This window comes from Acidovorax sp. WCS2018Noco2-16 (assembly GCF_031843945.1).
Taxonomy (GTDB): Bacteria; Pseudomonadota; Gammaproteobacteria; order Burkholderiales; family Burkholderiaceae_C; genus Paracidovorax.
This window is the reverse complement of sequence record NZ_JAVTJJ010000002.1, coordinates 289,049-307,002: the sequence shown is the minus strand read 5'-3', so window position 1 is coordinate 307,002 and position 17,954 is coordinate 289,049. Positions and strand designations below refer to the sequence as shown.

Annotated in this window: 19 protein-coding genes; 7 read left to right on the top strand and 12 right to left on the bottom strand. The window is 66.7% G+C overall.

The window, feature by feature from the left end; translation table 11 throughout:
• Position 1: 1 nt before the first annotated feature.
• The 8 genes from gspN to gspG all read right to left on the bottom strand — a co-directional run bounded on the left by gspN (position 2) and on the right by gspG (position 5,892).
• Positions 2–817, bottom strand: coding sequence for a type II secretion system protein N (gene gspN / locus RQI28_RS06835; RefSeq protein WP_311221859.1), 816 nt, complete (start codon positions 815–817; stop codon positions 2–4).
• 52 nt (positions 818–869) lie between these two features.
• On the bottom strand, positions 870–1,517 hold the full coding sequence (gene gspM, locus RQI28_RS06830; RefSeq protein ID WP_311221858.1) for a type II secretion system protein GspM: 648 nt from the start codon (positions 1,515–1,517) through the stop codon (positions 870–872).
• Entirely contained in the window at positions 1,514–2,758 is a 1,245-nt protein-coding gene (gene gspL / locus RQI28_RS06825) for a type II secretion system protein GspL (RefSeq protein WP_311221857.1), read from the bottom strand. Before gspL ends, gspM begins: the two co-directional genes overlap by 4 nt.
• 79 nt (positions 2,759–2,837) lie before the next feature.
• A complete protein-coding gene (gene gspK, locus RQI28_RS06820) occupies positions 2,838–3,839 on the bottom strand; it encodes a type II secretion system minor pseudopilin GspK (RefSeq protein WP_404976879.1) in 1,002 nt (333 codons plus the stop codon).
• Positions 3,840–3,898: 59 nt separating this feature from the next.
• On the bottom strand, positions 3,899–4,582 hold the full coding sequence (locus RQI28_RS06815; protein WP_311221855.1) for a prepilin-type N-terminal cleavage/methylation domain-containing protein: 684 nt from the start codon (positions 4,580–4,582) through the stop codon (positions 3,899–3,901).
• Position 4,583: 1 nt separating this feature from the next.
• Positions 4,584–4,949: a type II secretion system minor pseudopilin GspI gene (gene gspI / locus RQI28_RS06810; protein WP_311221854.1), complete on the bottom strand. Its 366-nt coding sequence runs from the start codon at positions 4,947–4,949 to the stop codon at positions 4,584–4,586.
• Entirely contained in the window at positions 4,946–5,380 is a 435-nt protein-coding gene (locus tag RQI28_RS06805; protein ID WP_311221853.1) for a prepilin-type N-terminal cleavage/methylation domain-containing protein, read from the bottom strand. The genes gspI and RQI28_RS06805 overlap by 4 nt, the downstream gene beginning before the upstream one ends.
• Positions 5,381–5,415: 35 nt before the next feature.
• Positions 5,416–5,892 carry a type II secretion system major pseudopilin GspG gene (gene gspG, locus RQI28_RS06800; protein WP_311221852.1) on the bottom strand — a complete coding sequence of 159 codons (477 nt, stop codon included), beginning with the start codon at positions 5,890–5,892 and terminating at the stop codon, positions 5,416–5,418.
• Between the two features lie 71 nt (positions 5,893–5,963).
• Here gspG and RQI28_RS06795 point away from each other — a divergent pair, with 71 nt between their 5' ends.
• Positions 5,964–6,404 carry a type II secretion system protein N gene (locus RQI28_RS06795; RefSeq protein ID WP_311221851.1) on the top strand — a complete coding sequence of 147 codons (441 nt, stop codon included), beginning with the start codon at positions 5,964–5,966 and terminating at the stop codon, positions 6,402–6,404.
• 2 nt (positions 6,405–6,406) lie between these two features.
• Here the strand turns inward: RQI28_RS06795 and RQI28_RS06790 are convergent, their stop codons facing one another.
• The 3 genes from RQI28_RS06790 to ilvA are packed head-to-tail and all read right to left on the bottom strand — an operon-like array spanning position 6,407 to position 9,455.
• Positions 6,407–6,997: a histidine phosphatase family protein gene (locus RQI28_RS06790; RefSeq protein WP_311221850.1), complete on the bottom strand. Its 591-nt coding sequence runs from the start codon at positions 6,995–6,997 to the stop codon at positions 6,407–6,409.
• A 5-nt stretch (positions 6,998–7,002) separates the two neighbouring features.
• Positions 7,003–7,842, bottom strand: a complete 840-nt coding sequence (locus RQI28_RS06785) for an adenosylcobinamide-GDP ribazoletransferase (protein ID WP_311221849.1) — start codon at positions 7,840–7,842, stop codon at positions 7,003–7,005.
• 53 nt (positions 7,843–7,895) lie between these two features.
• On the bottom strand, positions 7,896–9,455 hold the full coding sequence (gene ilvA / locus RQI28_RS06780; RefSeq protein ID WP_311221848.1) for a threonine ammonia-lyase, biosynthetic: 1,560 nt from the start codon (positions 9,453–9,455) through the stop codon (positions 7,896–7,898).
• A gap of 289 nt (positions 9,456–9,744) precedes the next feature.
• Between ilvA and RQI28_RS06775 the strand changes: the two genes are divergently transcribed.
• Positions 9,745–10,194 carry an OsmC family protein gene (locus tag RQI28_RS06775; RefSeq protein ID WP_311221847.1) on the top strand — a complete coding sequence of 150 codons (450 nt, stop codon included), beginning with the start codon at positions 9,745–9,747 and terminating at the stop codon, positions 10,192–10,194.
• A gap of 64 nt (positions 10,195–10,258) precedes the next feature.
• Here RQI28_RS06775 and coq7 read toward each other — a convergent pair whose 3' ends face one another.
• Positions 10,259–10,876, bottom strand: coding sequence for a 2-polyprenyl-3-methyl-6-methoxy-1,4-benzoquinone monooxygenase (gene coq7 / locus RQI28_RS06770; RefSeq protein ID WP_311221846.1), 618 nt, complete (start codon positions 10,874–10,876; stop codon positions 10,259–10,261).
• 295 nt (positions 10,877–11,171) lie between these two features.
• On the opposite strand from coq7, the gene RQI28_RS06765 reads away from it, so the two are divergent.
• The 5 genes from RQI28_RS06765 (at position 11,172) to RQI28_RS06745 (ending at position 17,893) form a co-directional block, all read left to right on the top strand.
• Entirely contained in the window at positions 11,172–12,218 is a 1,047-nt protein-coding gene (locus tag RQI28_RS06765; RefSeq protein WP_311221845.1) for a porin, read from the top strand.
• 193 nt (positions 12,219–12,411) lie between these two features.
• Entirely contained in the window at positions 12,412–13,608 is a 1,197-nt protein-coding gene (locus RQI28_RS06760) for a porin (protein ID WP_311221844.1), read from the top strand.
• 409 nt (positions 13,609–14,017) lie between these two features.
• Positions 14,018–14,998: an ABC transporter permease gene (locus RQI28_RS06755; RefSeq protein WP_311221843.1), complete on the top strand. Its 981-nt coding sequence runs from the start codon at positions 14,018–14,020 to the stop codon at positions 14,996–14,998.
• A 1-nt stretch (position 14,999) separates the two neighbouring features.
• Positions 15,000–16,247 carry a M20 aminoacylase family protein gene (locus tag RQI28_RS06750; RefSeq protein ID WP_311221842.1) on the top strand — a complete coding sequence of 416 codons (1,248 nt, stop codon included), beginning with the start codon at positions 15,000–15,002 and terminating at the stop codon, positions 16,245–16,247.
• A 65-nt stretch (positions 16,248–16,312) separates the two neighbouring features.
• Positions 16,313–17,893 (top strand): ABC transporter substrate-binding protein, encoded by a 1,581-nt coding sequence (locus RQI28_RS06745; protein ID WP_311222064.1) that lies wholly within the window; start codon positions 16,313–16,315, stop codon positions 17,891–17,893.
• Positions 17,894–17,954: the final 61 nt, after the last annotated feature.

Sequence of the window (17,954 nt, the reverse complement as noted above, 5' to 3'; positions counted from 1 at the left end):
GTCAACCCACGGTGATGATGGAGCGCGCGCCGTTGCGCCGCCCGATGATGTTGAGAAGGTTCGCCAGCGCGGCCTCGCGGTCCGGCGCGGCGGTGGCTTCGCCGGTAAAGCGCAGCCGATTGCCCACCCACTGGCCGCTGCCTTGCAGTAGCAGCGCGCCGCCCAACGTGGTCAGCGTGAGCGTGGGCGCCGGGCCGCTGCCCTGCAGCGCCAGGCGGTAGCTGCCCATGGGGCGCAGTGTGGAAAGGCGCGACGACATGTCCAGCGCGTCCAACTGCACGCCGCCAGCCAATTGCAGGCGCCCATCCGCCCAGGCCAGCGTCAGCCCCTGGGTGGACAGCTGCAGCTGCCCTTGCGGCTGCACGGTGTTCCAGGGCGTGCCCAGTCCGGTCAGCACCGCTGCGGGCCACTGGCTGCGGCCATCGGCCACGGCGACGCGCACCGTGCCCCAGCCGGCCTGCGCGGCGATGCGCAGCGGTTCGGCCGCCGTGCAGCAGTCGGCGCGCAGCTCGGCCCGCACGCCGGCCCAGGCGGGGCGCAGCCGCCATTGCAGGCGCCCGGGCAGGGCGGCGCGGTCCTGGCTGCCGCTGCCGCCGGTCAGCAGCAGCTGGGCAGAGCCGTTCCACACGGTGCCGCGCGGCTGCGCCAGCAGCACGTGGCCCGCACTGGCCCGTGCCACGCCGGCTGCCAGCCATTCGGCCGGCGCGAACAGGGCAACCGCCGGCACAACGCCCAGCAGCAGGCCCAGCAAGGCCCAGCCCCAGGGCGATCGCGGAGCGGCAGCGGAGGAAAGGGTGCGCAAAGAAGGACGGGCCACGAAGAAGCAGAGATGAAGAAAAAACGGAGGAAGAAGACGGGCGCTGCGGGCGTCAGGCGGGCGGCAATACCAGCACCAGCGTGCCGTCCCAGCGCGGCGGGCCCGAAGGCGTGGCAGCGGCAGCGGGCGGCGTGGTGGGAGTGGCGGTTGCGTTGGCAGCGGGGGCGCTCAGCAGGCCTGCACCCGGTGCCGGGCGGGCGTTGGCGGCCACCGGTGCGGCGCTGCGTGTCAGCTTGGCTTCCAGCGGCACGACACGGGCAGTGGCGCGCACCTGCGTCAGCCATTGCGCCAGCGCATCGGCCGACACGGCTTTCAGCGTGACGGTGGCGCGGTCGCCGGCCGTCGTCAACTGGGCGCTGGCACCCAGTTGTTGTGTCAATGAGGTCTGCAACGTGCGCAGGGCGTCGCCACCCCGGGCGCGCGGCGCGCTCTGCAACTGCAGTGCCTCGGCCTGCAGCGACTGCATGTGCTGCAGCTGTGCGTCCAGCGCGGCGTGGCGTGCAGGGGCGGCGCGCAGCGTCTGCAGCGCGGGCGCCAGAGCCACCCACCACAGCAGGGCCACCGCGACCAGGCCGGCCGCAGCCAGCACCAGGGTTTGCTCGCGCCGTGCCAGCGCCCTCCAGCGTGCCTGCAGCGCGGGCACCAGGGCGGCTGCGTTGCTGCTTGAATCAGCCGGAGCGTTTCTCGTAACGGCGGTCATCGCTGGGTCTCCAGCCGCACTTGCAGCATGCCGTTCTGTTCGCGGGCCAGATAGCCGCGCGCCATCAGGCGTTGGTTCAACGCGTCGACGGCGTCAGAGGTTAAATCGAGCCCGCGCAGCCGCAGTTCACCGCCGGTGTATTCCATTGACGAGGGCAGCTGGCCGTCGGGCAAGGCAGCGCCGGTGGCGGCCATCAGCGGCTCCAGGTCGGCGGGCGACAGGCTGCCGGCGGCCTGGCGCAGCAGCGCCAGTTCGCGCTCCATCTGCACCGGCGCATCGACGATGGCGCGCACCTGCGGAAAGGTCTGCGTGAGTGCGCTGCGCACGCCGGCTTCCTTGGCGGCCAGTGCCCGGCGTTCCTGCCAGGCCCACACATTCAGGCCCACCACCTGGGCGACCAGCAACACGCCGACGGCCCAGCGTGCGGCGCGCCACTGCGGCGCGCGGGCCAGCAAGCCGGCCGCGCTGCCGGCCTTGCGCAGCGCACGGGTGCGGCCGCTGCTGGCCAGGTCGAACTGGGCCAGGTCCCAGTTGCCGCGGGCCGCGGCCAGCGCGCGCTGGCTGGCGGTCTGCAACTCGACCGGGCGGCCCAGCAGGCGTTCGGCCACAGTGGCAACGGCAGGTTCAGCGCGCAGCAGAGCGGCAGGAGCGTCGTCGGCAGGGGCGGCACTGGCGCCTACCCAGTCCAGCGATGCAGGCGTGAGCGGCAGCACCACCAAGGCCTGATCGGCGCCGCGGCCGGTGGCGACCAGTTGCGCGTCTTCCGGTGTGCCGACGGCGAAGTATTCAGGCGCGCCACTGGCCGTGGGGCCGGGCGCGAATTCGGGCACCACGCGCGACACGGGCCGGCCGGCGGCCTCCAGTGTTTGCAACGCGGCGCGCAGCCAGGCCCGGTCGCACACGGCGACCCAGGCAGGCTCGCCCGCGCGCGCGCCGGGCTCCAGGGCAAAGTGCAGTAGCACCGTGTCGTCAAGCACGCGCTCTTCCAGCAGCCCTTCGAGCACCGCACGCAGGCGCGGCGCCTGCGCGCCGGTGCCCTGCGGCAGCGTCACGCGGTGCCAGGACAGCAGGCAGGGCGGCACCACGGCCACGGTCTCGCCGGCGCGGCCCGGGTCGGGCAGCAGGGCGGCAGAGGCACTGGCGTGGCGGATGGCGGTGTGTCCGTCGGCGGTCAGCGTGTAGCTGTACTCGGCGGCGGGCCCCGGAGTGTCCGGGGTCAGGGTAAGGATGAGGGTGCTCATGGATCGGTTCGGCGGGCCATTCTAGAGGCGTGCGATGACATCGTCGCGCTGCGGGGCTGGAGGGTGGTGGCGCACTTTGTCAGCGCAGCGCATCGGCACTGTCGCGCACGAAACTGCCGCGCTCGCGCCACAGCGTGCGAACCGAGCCGCGCTGCTTGAGCACCAGCGAGCGTTCTTCCACCACCGCCGTGCCCAGCCGCAGCCGGCCGCGCACTTCAAAGTAGCTGGACGACACGGAATGCGTGGCGGCGGTCAGCTCGGCATTGCTGCCGATGAGCTTGGCCGCGTCGTTCTCGGTCTTGAAGTGGGTGCCTTCGCGCGCCTGAACCAGCCGCTGCGCATCGGACATGTCGAGCTGGTCGACACTGGCCCAAAGCACCACGGCGCTGGCCGTGTTCACATTGACCTTGGTGGGCACCGGCAGCAGCGTGGCGTAAGGCGCCAGTGCTGCCGCGCTGGCGGGCGACAGGCCCCACCAGGTGAGCTGGGAGACGGTCTGCGGCAGCAAGGGCGCGTTGGCGTTGGTGCTTGCGCTGACATTGGCGGTCGCGCCGCCAGCATTGGTGCCCGTGCCCGTATTTCCGCTGCCCGTGCTGGTATTGCGCTGCACCTGGGCTTGCGCCATGCCCTGGCTGAGCAGCGCCAATTCCTGCATCGGCAGGCCCAGGTACTCGAAAAGGCGCGTGAACTGGCGCAGCGCGACCGGATTCACCTGGCCGGTGCTGGCCAGGTTGCGTAGGTTCAGGCGCGACTGCAGGTCGGTGACCTGGCCCGAGAGGAAGGCGTCGGCGGTGTCGGTACTGGCGTCTTCCACCTGGCTTACGCCGCGTTGCGCGGCCAGAAAGGTCGACAGGCGCGCTTCTTCCAGCGGTACCGACCAAGGCTCGGTCAGGTTGTCGGTGCCGTCGCCACCGCGTGCGAGCGAGTCTTCGCGCAAGATCAACCGCGACCAGTCCAGCGCGCCCACCAAGATCCAGGCCGACTGGATGCGCGCGCGCTCGGCCGTTTCGACCTCCACCGCGCGCCACTGCTGCCACATGGCGGCAGAGGCGAAGGTGGCCACCAGCGTGACGGTGAGCATGGCCGCCAGCAGGGCGGCCCCGCGCTGCGCGGCGGCTGACTTAGACAGACGCAGGCCGCTCATGACTTGTTGCCGCCTTGCAGCGGATTCACCCAGTCGATGGTCATCGGGCCCGCCAGCGCGCCGCCTTGGGGCAGCAGCAACTGCAGCCGAACGCCGTCGGGAATGCTCGCCGCCTCGGGCGAAAGCCCGCCCGGCGTCTGTGGCACGGAGGAGTTGCCATTGCTGGACTGTGCGTTCGACCAGGCACCGCCCCGGAAATAGAACAGCTGCCACTGCTGCAGCGGCATCAGCACGGTCTCGGCGCGGCGGTCGGCCTCGCTCGGCGTGCGCGACCACGATGCCGCGCGCTGCCAGGCGTCTTCCCAGTCGCCGCGCGTGCGCACGGGGCCGGACTGCCAGCGCAGCCATTGCGTCGAATCTCCCACGGCCCGCACCGTCCAGGCCACCACCAGGGCGCCGTCGTCCGGCTGCCGCGTGCCGTGCCGCGTCATGCGCAGCACCTGGCCGTCCCAGGCAAGGGGCTCGGTGCCTTCGATGGCCTGCAGCGCGTCCAGGTCGGCCTTCCACTGGGCCAGCACGGTTTCCATCACCAGCAGGCCGTCGGTGCGCTGGCGTGTCTGCTCCTGCGACCGCACCATGCCGTCCAGCCCGCGCCAGCTCATGATGGCGATCAGCGCCATCACGGCGATGGCGACCATCAACTCGATCAGGGTGAAGCCGCGCGGCTTTTGGTGAACCACGTCAGTACCTGCCCACGATGGTGGAGACGCGAAGGACGGAGTTGCCGCCTTCGGACACCTGCGCATCCACGCGGCGAAACTGCGGGTTGGGCAACGGCAGCACGGACACCAGCACGTCGTAGCGCCGGCCGGCCTGCTCGCAGCTGAGCTGGCTATCGCCGATGGAGGGAATCTGGCCCGACAGGCGCACCTTCACCAGTTCGTTTTCGGCGCACACATGGGCCAGCAGCACGTCGGTCTGGCGCGCGGCGTTGCGCGTCAGGGCCGAAGTCGCCTGCAGGCCCGCCATGAGCGCGATGGCGACGATGGCCAGCGCCACCATCACCTCGATCAGCGTGAAGCCACGCGGCAAGCCCGTGCGTGTCATTGCAGCCCCTGCGCCGCGAAAGGCCGCAGCCCGTCGGTGGCCACGCGCACTGCGCGCTGCGGGTGGGCGCTGCTCACGATCACCACCTGCTGCGCGCCGATCAGCGGCTCCGGCCCTAGCCACAGCACCGCCGGCCCGACCACGCCCGTGGCGGCGTCCAGCCATTGGGTAGGCAATTGCGCGCCGGGTGGCAGGCCATCGAAGCGAAAGCCCTGCGGCCCCGCCTGCCAGCGCACCGCCACGCCCGACGTGCGCGACTGCACGCGCGCCGATTCCAGCAGCGCCGCCAGCCGCTCGCCCTCGCGCTGCAACTGCGTATCGCCGCTGTCACGAATGGCAAACCCCACGCCGACGGTCGCCAGGGCGATGATGGAGATGACCACCAGCAGCTCCAGCAGGGTGAAGCCGCGCGAGGGGGTACGAGAGATCAAGGCGTGGGCCGGCTATGCAAAACCCCAGACCAAAGTCACTGCCAGCTGCCGATGTCGGCGTCCTTGCCCTCGCCGCCGGACTGGCCGTCCGCGCCGAACGACATCACGTCCACCTCGGCCTTGATGCCGGGGCTGAGATACTGATACGGGCGGCCCCAGGGGTCGTTGGGCAGCTTTTCCAGGTACGGGCGCCAGTTGCCCGGCGCAGGGCCGGCCGAGGGCTTGGCAATCAGCGCCTGCAGGCCCTGTTCGGCCGTGGGGTACCGCTGGTTGTCCAGGCGGTAGAGCTTGAGCGCCTGCATGATGTTGGTGATGTCGGTGCGGGCGGCGGTGCTGCGCGCGTCGTCGGCGCGGTCCAGCACGTTGGGCACGATCAGCGCGGCCAGCACGCCGATGATGACCAGCACCACCATCAGCTCGATGAGGGTGAAGCCCGCAGCCACGCGGCGGCGGATGCGTTGCCCGATGCCTTGGGTGGAGCGGGGCTGGGAAGGTGCTGCAAGAGCGTGCATGGCGGTGGGCAGACTCGTGTGGGAGCTCGAATGGGTCGAATGGGACATATCCGGTCAATCATAATCCTGCGATGGTGACAAACACATTCAGCCCCTGGGGCGTCCGGCTGGGCACGATGGCGCTCTGGGCATTGGCGGGCGCCAGCACCGTCTATTGGGGCCTGCGGCTGTCGGCGCAGGCGCCGGCATTGCCCGTGGCGGCGGCTGCGCCGGAGCCGGTGGCGCCCGATGCGCAGGCGCTGGCTCGCCTGCTGGGCGCAGGCCCGTCCGGCCCGACAGCCGCACCCGCTGCGGCCAGCCGGTTCGCCCTGGTGGGCGTGCTGGCCGGCACCGCCAGCGGCGGCGGCGCGGCGCTGATCGCCATGGACGGCAAGCCTGCCAAGCCTTACCGGGTCGGCGGTGAGCTGGAGCCGGGCCTGGTGCTGCAGTCGCTGGGCCGCAGCCAGGCACGGCTGGGTCCGTCGGTCGATGGCGCGACCAGCCTGTCGCTGGACATGCCGCTCAGAAAGTAACTTCAGCCAGTAACTTCAGTGTCCGTGCACGCCAAGGGCACGGTCATCCATTCGCCATAGGCGGGCGCGGGCGCCGTCCATTCATCCGCCAGCGGCAGCCGGGCGCCGTGCTGCTGCAGCCACAGCACGCAACGCACCACGCCGGCGTGGGTGATCCACAGCACGTCTGCGTTGTTCAACTGCGCAGCGCGTCGTGCCTGCGCCAAGGCGTCGGCCACGCGCAGCAGCATGGCAGACAGCGATTCGCCACCGCCTGGTGGATGGTGGGCGAAGGTCGCCGTCCAGGCGTCGATGTCGGCGCGGGCGATGTCGGCCCACGCGCGTGCTTCCCAGCGGCCAAAGTCCAGCTCGGCCAGGGCGTCGTCAGAATTCAAGGTCAAATCTGGCCGTAGCGCTTGTGTATCAAGCGCTAGCTGCTCACATCTTTGTAGTGGTGAATGCCAGCACCCCGCCAACTGGGCGGGCAGCGCGGCGTGCAGCCGGGTGGCGGCCTGCCGCGTGGCGGCGGCGTCGGCCGGCACGTCGTGGCGGCCGTAGCAAATGCCCGGGTCGATCAGCGGCTGGGCGTGGCGCACCAACCAGAGTTTCGGCATCGCCGTCACACGCCGCGGGGCGCCAGGGCAATGGCCACACCCAGGTAGAACGCCAGCTCGCACACCTGCTGCGTCGCACCCAGGCAGTCGCCGGTAAAGCCCTGCAGCCGGCGCGCGAACCAGCGGCCCATGCAGGCGGCGGCCACGGCGCTGGCGGCAATGCATGCTGCCAAAGTGATAGCGCCCAGCGCCCATCCCATAAGCGCTAGCGGCAGAAGACACCATGCAACCGCCACCCACAGCGCCGGCAGGCTGATGCGGTCGGCCAGCGGCTTGCTTTTGGATGTGGCCGCGTCGCCGACATGCGCCAGCCGGCGAATCAGCAGCAGCGGCCAGCCACGCGACAGCACATGGCCGGACCAGAGCGACAGCAGCGCCGCAGCCAGCCCGTGCGTGCCGATCAGCGCCAGCAGCGACACCTTGGCCAGCAGCACCAGCGCCAGCGCCATGGCGCCGAACGCGCCGACGCGCGAATCCTTCATGATCTCCAGCGCCCGCTCGCGCTGCGGGCTGCCGCCCAGGCCGTCGGCCACGTCGGCCAGGCCGTCTTCATGAAAACCACCCGTCGCCAGCACCGTGGCGATGGTGCAGCCCACGGCGGCCACCAGCGGAACGAGGGGCGATAAAGGACGCGCCTGTCCGCCCAGCGCTGCATGCAGCAGGGCATAGACCGCCGCCGCCACGCCCGCCACCAGCCAGCCGACGCCCGGAAAATGCGCCGCGCTGGCTCGCAGCATGGCTGGGCTGTAGCCCACCCAATCCGCCAGCCGGCCAGTCACCGGCAGCCGTGTGAAGAACTGCACGGCCAGCAGGTAGTGGCGCAAGGCTTGCCGCAGAGTCAGCATTGGTTTGCTATGAAAATAATAGCTAAAGCGCTTATGGATAAAGCGCTAGAGGCTTATTTTGCTTTAAGAAACAGCCGGTATGCCGGGTTGGCCGTTTCTTCGACCCAGGGGTAATCCAGCGCCTGCAGAAAGGCGTCGAACGCGGTTTTGTCTTCCGGCGGCACCTGCATGCCCACGAGGATGCGGCCGTAGTCTGCGCCTTGGTTGCGGTAATGGAACAGGCTGATGTTCCAGGTCGGCTGCATCAGGCTGAGGAACTTCAGCAGCGCACCGGGCCGCTCGGGGAAGGTGAAGCGCATCAGGCGCTCGTCCTGCGCCAGCGCCGAGTGGCCACCGACCAGGTGGCGCAGGTGTTCCTTGGCCAGCTCGTCGTGCGTCAGGTCTAGCGCCTCGAAGCCCTGTTGCTGGAAGGTGTTGGCGATCTTTTCGGACTCGCCCCGGCCCAGCGTGGTGAGGCCCACGAACACGTGTGCCTGGTCCGCGTCGCTGATGCGGTAGATGAATTCGGTCACGTTGCGCGGGCCGCCGGGCAGGGCGCCCACCACTTCGCAGAAGCGCCGGAAGCTGCCGCGCGCTTCGGGAATGGTCACGGCAAACAGCGCCTCGCGCTCCTCGCCCACCTCGGCGCGCTCGGCCACGAAGCGCAGGCGGTCGAAGTTCATGTTGGCGCCGCACAGGATGGCGGCGTAGGTCTCGCCCGTGGTCTGGCGCTCGGCGACGTACTGCTTGATGGCCGCCACTGCCATTGCGCCAGAGGGTTCGACGATGCTGCGCGTGTCGACAAAAACGTCCTTGATGGCTGCGCAGACGGCGTCGGTGTCCACCGTGATGAATTCGTCCACCAGGCCGCTGGCGACTCGGAAGGTTTCTTCGCCCACCAGCTTGACGGCGGTGCCGTCGGCAAAGAGTCCCACATCGGTCAGGGTGACGCGCTTTTGGGCCTTCACCGACTGCAGCATCGCGTCGGAATCGTTGGTTTGCACACCGATGATCTTGATCTCGGGCCGCACGGCCTTGATGTAGTTGGCCACGCCCGAGATCAGGCCGCCGCCGCCGATGGCCACGAAGATAGCGTCCAGCTTTTGCGACCCCAGGCCTTGCAGCTGGCGCAGGATTTCCATGGCGATGGTGCCCTGGCCCGCGATGACGTCCGGGTCGTCGAACGGGTGGACGAACGTCAGGTTTTGTTCCTGCTGCAACTGCAGCGCGTGGTTGTACGAGTCGAAATAGCTTTCGCCGTACAGCACGACTTCGCCGCCGAGCTCCTTCACCGCGTCGACCTTGATGTGCGGGGTGGTGATCGGCATGACGATGATGGCTCGCACACCCATCTTGCGCGAGCTGATGGCCACGCCCTGGGCGTGGTTGCCCGCCGATGCGCAGATCACCCCGCGCGCCAGCTGCTCGGGCGTGAGCTGCGCCATCTTGTTGTAGGCGCCGCGCAGCTTGAAGCTGAAAACGGGCTGCTGGTCTTCGCGCTTGAGCAGCACCTGATTGCCCAACCGCCGGCTCAGTGCGCGGGCCGGCTGCAGATCGGACTCGATGGCCACGTCATAGACGCGGGCCGTGAGGATCTTCTTGAGGTAGTCGAGGGGCGTGAGGGGCTGTGTCATAGGCAAGCGGGCGTCGTGAAAGACCCGCTGCAGCAAGCAGCGGGGCCGTCATCATAGGCGCTGGCCCGGGGACGCCGGCCGTTACGGCCGGGCAAAAAAAACGGCCCCGAACCGTGAGGTCCAGGGCCGAATCCATCCTTTGAGGAGATGGAGGAGACAATCAGCGCACTGTTCAAATCGAGCAGCGCATGGGCCGAAGTGTAGCGCAACACATGCTGCGATGCAGCAAAATTACCGACCGGCGAGCGGATAGGCCATACCGCCGGTCAAACTTTTGGGAAAAAACAACATGGAATGCACCGTCAGCTGGACCGGAGCCAGCGGAACGCGATCAGGGATGGGGTTTGTCGCAGAGACCGGCAGCGGTCACATTCTGGCCATGGACGGCGCCCCCGACGCAGCCAACCCGGCCAACGGCGGGCAGAACCTGGCGCCCCGCCCCATGGAAGCCCTGCTGGCCGGCACGGGTGGGTGCACCGCGTACGACGTGGTGCTGATCTTGAAGCGCGGCCGTCACGACGTGCGGGGCTGCAGCGTCAAGCTCACGTCCGAACGCGCCGATGTCGATCCGAAGGTGTTCACCAAGATCCACATGCAATTCACGGTGACAGGGCGCGGCATTCCGGCTGCCGCCGTGGAGCGCGCCATTGCCATGAGCCACGAGAAATACTGCTCGGCCAGCATCATGCTGGGCAAGACGGCAGAAATCACCACCGGCTTCGACATCGTCGAGGGTTGAAAGCCCCTGGGTAGCCTCTGCCGCCGTGCGAGGCTACAGAGCAGCGCGCTCCGGATCTCTGTGTCTAGAGATAGTGCGCAGTGGTCGTCATGACCTTGGCTGCGGCGCGCATTGCCAGCCGTGCGGGCGGGGGCAGCGGTAACGCGCCCGCCGCCAGCGCATGCGCAGCGTGGCGCTCCTCATCGGCCTGCATGCGCACCACAACGGCGCGTGATGCCAGGTCGGCGGCCGGAAGACGTCCCAGGTGCCCCTTCAGGTGGTGTGCCACCTGGCGTTCCGTTTCGACGACGAACCCCAGGCTGACGCGGTCGCTGACCTTGGCCGCCACCAGACCAATGGCGAAAGCCCCGGCGTACCACAGCGGATTCAGCAGGCTCGCCCGTGCGCCCAGCGCATCCAGGCGTTCCTGGGTCCACGCCAGGTGATCGGTCTCTTCGCGCGCTGCGTCCAGCAGCTCTCGGCGCAAGGCCGGGTCCGCCGTCACGCTCGCCTGGGCTGTGTAGAGCGCCTGTGCGCAGACTTCTCCTACGTGGTTGACACGCATCAGCGCACCGGAGAGTTTTCGGTCTGGCGCGGAAAGTGCTTGTTGCACCGTGCCACTTGCCGGCGACGCTTCAGCCGCCACCGGCTTGGCAAACAGCGTTCTGAGTGCGGCATCCGCAGCGATCAAGAGTTTGTCCATGGGAATGTGAGGGGCCGTGAAGTCATAACGCAGTAAAAAGAGGAGCAACGTAGGCCATGACGACGCCATCGTGACGGATTTCTTCGGTTGTTCTGGCTTGTTGCAGCACTGCAACGGAATCTGGCTTCGCAACTCGATTGTGCGGGAATTCCTTTGCGAAACCCGCTGTCGTCTGTTGCAATATCCCTAACTTCCCCACCAGGAGGTTGGCCCGGGGAACCGGCGAGGGCTGCGCGTCTTACGCAGCTCGGCCCTCTGAACCGGCGCCCTCTGTTTAACCTTGGAGTAACTCGCAATGAAAAAATCCCTGATTGCCCTGGCTGTGCTGGCTTCCTCCGGTGCTGCAATGGCTCAGTCGTCCGTGACGCTGTTCGGTATCGTTGACACTGGCGTGAGCTACGTGAACAACGCCAATCCAGCTGGCGACAATGTGTACGGCCTGACCACCAGCGGCAACGCTACGAGCCGTCTGGGTTTCCGTGGCACCGAAGACCTCGGTGGCGGCCTGAAGGCTGGCTTCTGGCTCGAAGGTGAAATCTTCGGCGACAGCGGCAACACCGCTGGCTTCAACTTCCAACGTCGTTCCACGATCAGCCTGGCTGGCGGCTTCGGTGAAGTCCGTCTGGGCCGTGAACTGACCCCTGGCTACAGCAAGACCAGCGGCTACGACATCTTCGGTCAAACCGGTATCGGCCAATTCAACGGCTGGCAAAACTGGGTTGGCAGCGCAACGGCTGATGCCAACAACATCCGTTCGAGCAACATCGTCAGCTACTACACGCCTAACTTCGGCGGCTTCACCGGCGGCATCGGCTACGGTTTCGACGAACAAACCACCGGCAAGGCTGGCCGTTACGCTGGCGGCTTCGGCGCCTATGACAATGGCCCTCTGAGCGTTGCCGTGTCGTACGACCAACGTGACCTGGCTACGTCGATCTCCCGCGACACCCTGACCGTCGCTGGTTCGTACAACCTGAACGTTGCCAAGCTGAGCACGATCCTGCAACAGTCGAAGTACGACCGTCCAGGCGCTTCGGATGCTAAGTTCAACGCTTACTCCCTGGGTGCATCCGTGCCTGTCGGCGCTGGCGAATTCAAGCTGCAATACGCTCTGTACGATCAAAAGGCCATCGATTCGAAGGCTCACCAAATCGCTCTGGGCTACGTGCACAACCTGTCCAAGCGCACCGCTGTGTACGGCACCGTTGCTTACCTGAAGAACAAGGACGCTTCCAACCAAGCTCTGCCAGGTCTGACCGGCAAGGGTCTGTCCAACGTGACCGGCCCAGGTGCTGGCGAAAACACCTCCGGCGTGCAAGTCGGCGTGCGTCACTCCTTCTAATTTCCAGCTGGCGTAAGCCAGCTTGGGTTAGCAAGACAAAAACCGCTGCGTTCGCGCAGCGGTTTTTTTTTGTCACGTAGGTAACAGGAATTAAGGGAAAACGACTGTGGTTGATGTGCGACCGTGACTTTCAAGGCGGAGTGACGATTTCTAGAATGAAATTTCCTTCACCCCCTGCAGAAAGAGACAACACATGCGTATTTCGTCTGTGAAAAAAATGGCGGCAATGACCGCCTTGGCAGCAGTGGCTCCCTTCGCGTTTGCACAACAGGCAGGCACCAGCAGTGTGCAGCTGTACGGCATTGTGGATGTGGCTTACCGACACACCAACAATGAAGGCGCCAACGCCAACGACACATTGAGCCAACTAGTCGGCGGCGGCATGTCGCAGAGTCGGTGGGGCATCAACGTCAACGAAGACCTGGGCGGAGGCCTCAAGGCCATCGCCAATCTGGAAAACCGTTTCGGCGCCGACACCGGCACGCCGACTACGCCTTACTTTCAGCAGTCGTGGGTCGGCTTGCAAGGTGGCTTCGGACGCCTCACGCTGGGTCGCCAGTACAACATGATGTTCGACTTGGTGACCTCCACCTATTCGTCCTTCCCCTACTCGCCTTACATGGAGGCCTATAAGCCCGAACTGGGCATGGCTATGGGTGCGCGAGCGAACAACGCCATCAAATACATGGCCGAAGTGGGCGGCTTGCGCGGCGCGTTGCAGTACTCCTTCGACGAAGGAAATACGGTCGATCAACTGGGTGCCACCGTGAACCCTGCAGGCGCTATCCGCACGGCGGGCGGCTATCTGCGTTATGCCACCGGCGGTCTGGCGGGGGGTGTGGGTTACTTGAACACGCGCCTGCCCGGCGGCACCAAGGTCGATGCCTGGACGGCCGGCGGCTCTTACCGCACCGGCCCCTGGTATCTGAACCTGGGTTATGGCTTGAACAAGCGCCAGGACGACTACCCGCTGAGCATTGCCGGCGTGGTCGACAGCGCCCTCATGGGCGCTTACTGGTCTGGCTCATCCAACGGCGGTTTCCTGCCTGGTGGAGCGGCCAACCCGGCAGCTCCCGCCACCTTGCTGGCGCTGCGCAACCATGCCGACAAGCGTCAGATGTACAAGGCCGGCTTCGGTTACCAAGCCACGCCGCAGATCAACGTGGGGCTGCACTACTTCCATGCGCGCCAGTCGGGTTCGGCCTCGGGTGCTTTCAACGGCAAGGCCAATTTCCTGGTGTCGGTGCTCGATTACGCCCTGTCCAAGCGAACCGATGCCTACTTTGCGCTGGACCACACACGCGTGAGCGGAGGCGACGGCATGGCGCTGGACGCCAACGGTGCACGCACCCGCACCGGGATCACGGTGGGCATGCGTCACCGGTTCTGACCAGCTTCTCTGCCCGCAGGCCGGGCAGCGTAGCGAATTCATCGTGCAAGCCGACAGACCTAACGGCTGTCGGCTTGGTCGCTGGTGAGGGGCGCTGGGTAGACCTCTCAAAAGGTTTCCTCGGCAAATGCGCCACTCGCAAAGCACGCTGGGGGTTGAAGCATGTGCATGCAGGTTGGCATCGCACTTGCTCAGACAACGAATAGCGCTGCCGTTTGTGTCCGTCCCTTGCACCATGTGCGGGATCTGGCGCGAGATGCAGGGCTGTTGCCAGGCGATCCGTTTTTGTCTCCCGGCACAGCGACTGCGCTGTTTCCATCATCCCGCTCCCGCCCCCTGGCAGTGCAGGGTACGGTCCGTTTTTGCTGGCTTCCCTGCTAGCATGCCTTGTACAACTCCGGTTTTCTGAATGCTCGCTTTTATTCTGCGTCGCCTCATCCAGGCTGTGATCGTGATGGTCACTGTGGCCTTCATATCGTTCATGCTGTTCCAGTACGTGGGGGACCCGGTGGTCTTTCTGCTGGGGCAGGACGCGACCGCGGACCAGATCCGTGAAATGCGCACGTCGCTAGGGCTCGATAAGCCCTTCATCGTGCAGTTCTGGCACTTTTTGGTGAACGCGGCGCAGGGTGAGTTCGGGCTGAGCCTGCGCCAGGGCGCCAAGGTCTCGCGGCTGATTGCCGAACGCTTTCCGGCAACGCTCGAGCTGGCACTGGTCGCCGCGCTGCTGGCGCTGGTGATCGGCGTGCCGATGGGCGTGTATGCCGCGCTGCGCCGGGGCACCTTCACCAGCCAGCTGTTCATGACACTGTCCCTGCTGGGCGTGTCGCTGCCCACCTTCCTGATCGGCATTCTGCTGATCCTCGTTTTCGCCGTGCATCTGGGCTGGTTTCCGAGCTTCGGCCGGGGCGAAGTCACGCAAGTAGGCTGGTGGAGCACCGGCTTGCTGACGGCCAAGGGCTGGCATCACATCACGCTGCCGGCCATCACGCTGGCGATCTACCAGCTCACGCTGATCATGCGGCTGGTGCGCGCCGAGATGCTGGAGGTGCTGCGCGCCGACTACATCAAGTTCGCCCGCGCGCGGGGCCTGACCGACCGCGCCATCCACTTCGGTCACGCGCTCAAGAACACGCTGGTGCCGGTGATGACCATCACCGGCCTGCAGCTGGGCGGCCTGATCGCCTTCGCCATCATCACCGAGACGGTGTTCCAGTGGCCCGGCATGGGGTTGCTGTTCATCCAGGCCGTCACGTTCGCCGACATTCCCGTCATGGCGGCCTATCTTTGCCTGATCGCGCTGATCTTCGTGGTGATCAACCTGGTGGTCGACCTGCTGTATTTCGTCGTTGATCCGCGCCTGCGCGTGGGCAAGGCAGGAGGCCATTGACATGGCCTTGTCCGCCAGCGCCCAAGCCATCGCACAACCGCCGCGACTGAAAGCCGGCGGCCGAGCCTTCGCGCAGATCACGCAGTTCCATCCTGAACTCACCGCCTTCCGCCGGGATCTGCATGCGCACCCTGAACTGGGCTTTGAAGAGGTCTACACCGGCGCCCGCGTGAAAGAGGCGCTCAAAGTGTGCGGCGTGGACGAGATCCACGACGGCATCGGGCGCACCGGCATCGTCGCCGTCATTCGCGGGCAGGGGCGTGGCAGCGGCAGCATGGTCGGCCTGCGTGCCGACATGGACGCGCTGCCCATGACCGAGCAAGGCGACACGCCCTGGAAGTCGTGCAAACCGGGCCTCATGCACGGCTGCGGCCATGACGGCCACACCACCATGCTGGTGGGCGCGGCCCGCTACCTGGCGGCCACGCGCAACTTCGACGGCACGGCCGTGCTCATCTTCCAGCCCGGTGAAGAGGGCTTTGGCGGTGCGCGCGTGATGATCGAAGACGGCCTGTTCGAGCGCTTTCCGGTGCAGTCGGTCTTTGCCATGCACAACTGGCCGGCGATGAAGCCTGGCACGGTGGGCCTGAACGACGGCGCCATGATGGCCGCGGCCGACCGCATCACCATCGAAATCAACGGTCGCGGCGGCCACGGCGCGCATGCCTACCAGACGGTGGACGTGGTGCTGGTGGCCGCGCACATCATCACGGCGGTGCAGGGCATCGTGTCGCGCAACGTGCGGCCGCTCGACAGCGCGGTGATCAGCCTGTGCGCCGTGCAGGCGGGCGACTTGGGCGCCTTCAGCGTGCTGCCCGGCACGGCCACCCTGGTGGGCACCGTGCGCAGCTTCGACCCTGCCGTGCAAGAGATGGTGGAGCGGCGCATTCAAGAGCTGTGCGGCGCCATCGCCCTCGGGTTCGGCGCCACCGCCACCGTGCGCTACGAACGCATCTACCCCGCCACCATCAACACCGCCAACCACGCCGTCTTTGCGGGCGACGTGGCTGCCAGCCTGGTGGGCGCAGACAACGTGGTGCGCGATCTGGAGCCCAGCATGGGCGCCGAAGACTTCTCGTTCATGCTGCAGAGCCGCCCCGGCGCCTACCTGCGCATCGGCCAGGGGGCGGGGCCGGGCAACAGCGCGCTGCACAACAACCGCTACGACTTCAACGACGACATCCTGCCGCTCGGGGCTGCGCTGCATGCCAGCCTGATCGAGCGGGCGATGCCGCTGGCCACGCTGTGAGCCGCATGCCCCAGAATGCCGCCGCAGGCACCATCACCACCGCCTTGTTTGCACGACCGCTGCGCATGAAATTCATAGCAAAAACGGCTCTAGCGCCCGTATTCGTTGCGCTATTAGCTATCAATACAGTAGCATCTGCGCAAACGATCCGCATCGGCAACCAGGGCGATGCCGTGTCGTTGGATCCGCATTCGCTCAACGAATCGCTGCAGCTCAGCCTGACAGGCAACGTCTACGAACCGTTGATCAGCCGCAACCGCGACCTGAGCCTGGCGCCCGCGCTGGCCAACGCCTGGCGGCAGACCGCGCCCACCGTGTGGCGATTGGAGCTGCGCCAGGGCGTGCGCTTTCATGACGGTACGCCGTTCACGGCCGACGACGTGGTTTTCTCGCTGGCGCGCACCCAGCTGGACGGCTCCGACATGAAGAGCTACACCAACCACATCAAAGAGGTGCGCAAGCTGGACGACCACACGGTGGAGATCGAAACCACCGTGCCCTTTGCCATCCTGCCCGACGTGCTGACCATGGTCTACATGATGAGCCGACAGTGGTGCGAAACCCAGCAGGCGCAGGCGCCGGCCGACCGCCGCAGCGGTGCGGAAAACGCCGCGTCGTTCAGCGCGAACGGCACTGGCCCGTTCCGCGTGCGCGACCGCCAACCGGGCGTGCGCACCGTGTTTGCACGCAACGCCGATTATTGGGCGCCGCTGGACGGCGCCCCGGCCGAGGTGATCTTCACCCCCATCGGCAGCGACGCCACGCGCGTGGCCGCGCTGCTGTCGGGCCAGGTCGATGTGATGGAGCCCGTGCCGGTGCAAGATCTCGCCCGGGTCAACAGCAGCCCGCGCACCCGCGCTGTCGCCGGCCCCGAGTTGCGCACCATTTTCCTGGGCATGGACCAGCAGCGTGACGAACTGCTGTATTCCAGCGTGAAAGGCAAGAATCCGTTCAAGGACGTGCGCGTGAGGCGCGCTTTCTATCAAGCCATCGACATTGATGGCATCCAGAAGACGGTGATGCGCGGCGCCTCCAACCCGTCGGCGCTGCTGGTGGGGCCCGGCGTGAACGGCTTTCAGCCGGACATGAAAAGACTGCCGTACAACGTGCGCGCGGCCCAGCAGTTGATGAACGAAGCGGGCTACGGCAGCGGCTTTGAGATCACGCTCAACTGCCCCAACGACCGGTACGTGAACGACGGCCTGATCTGCCAGGCAGTGGCCGCCAACCTGGCGCGCATCCAGGTCAAGGTGCGCTTGCAGACAGAAACCAAGGCCACGTATTTTCCGAAAGTGCTGCGCCGCGACACCAGCTTCTATCTGCTGGGCTGGACGCCTTCCACCTACGACGCGCACAACGCGCTAAACGCCTTGGTGGCCTGCGTGGACGGCAAGGGTGCCGGCCAGTTCAACCTGGGCAGCTATTGCAACCCGAAGGCTGACGAGTTGATCCGCCGCGTGCTCACCGAGCAGGACAAGACCCGCCGCAATGCGCTGATTCGCGAAGCCTTCCAGATCCATGCGACCGACGTGGGCCACATTCCGCTGCACCAGCAGGCGCTTGCCTGGGGCGTGTCCAAGAAAGTGAGCGTGGTGCAGTTGGTCGACAACTTCATGCCCTTCAAATGGATGAGCATCAGCCCCTAGGGGTGAACGCTTTATGAGGCACGCAACTTGCGCGTCTCCCGGTTTGCCGAATGAGTCAGTC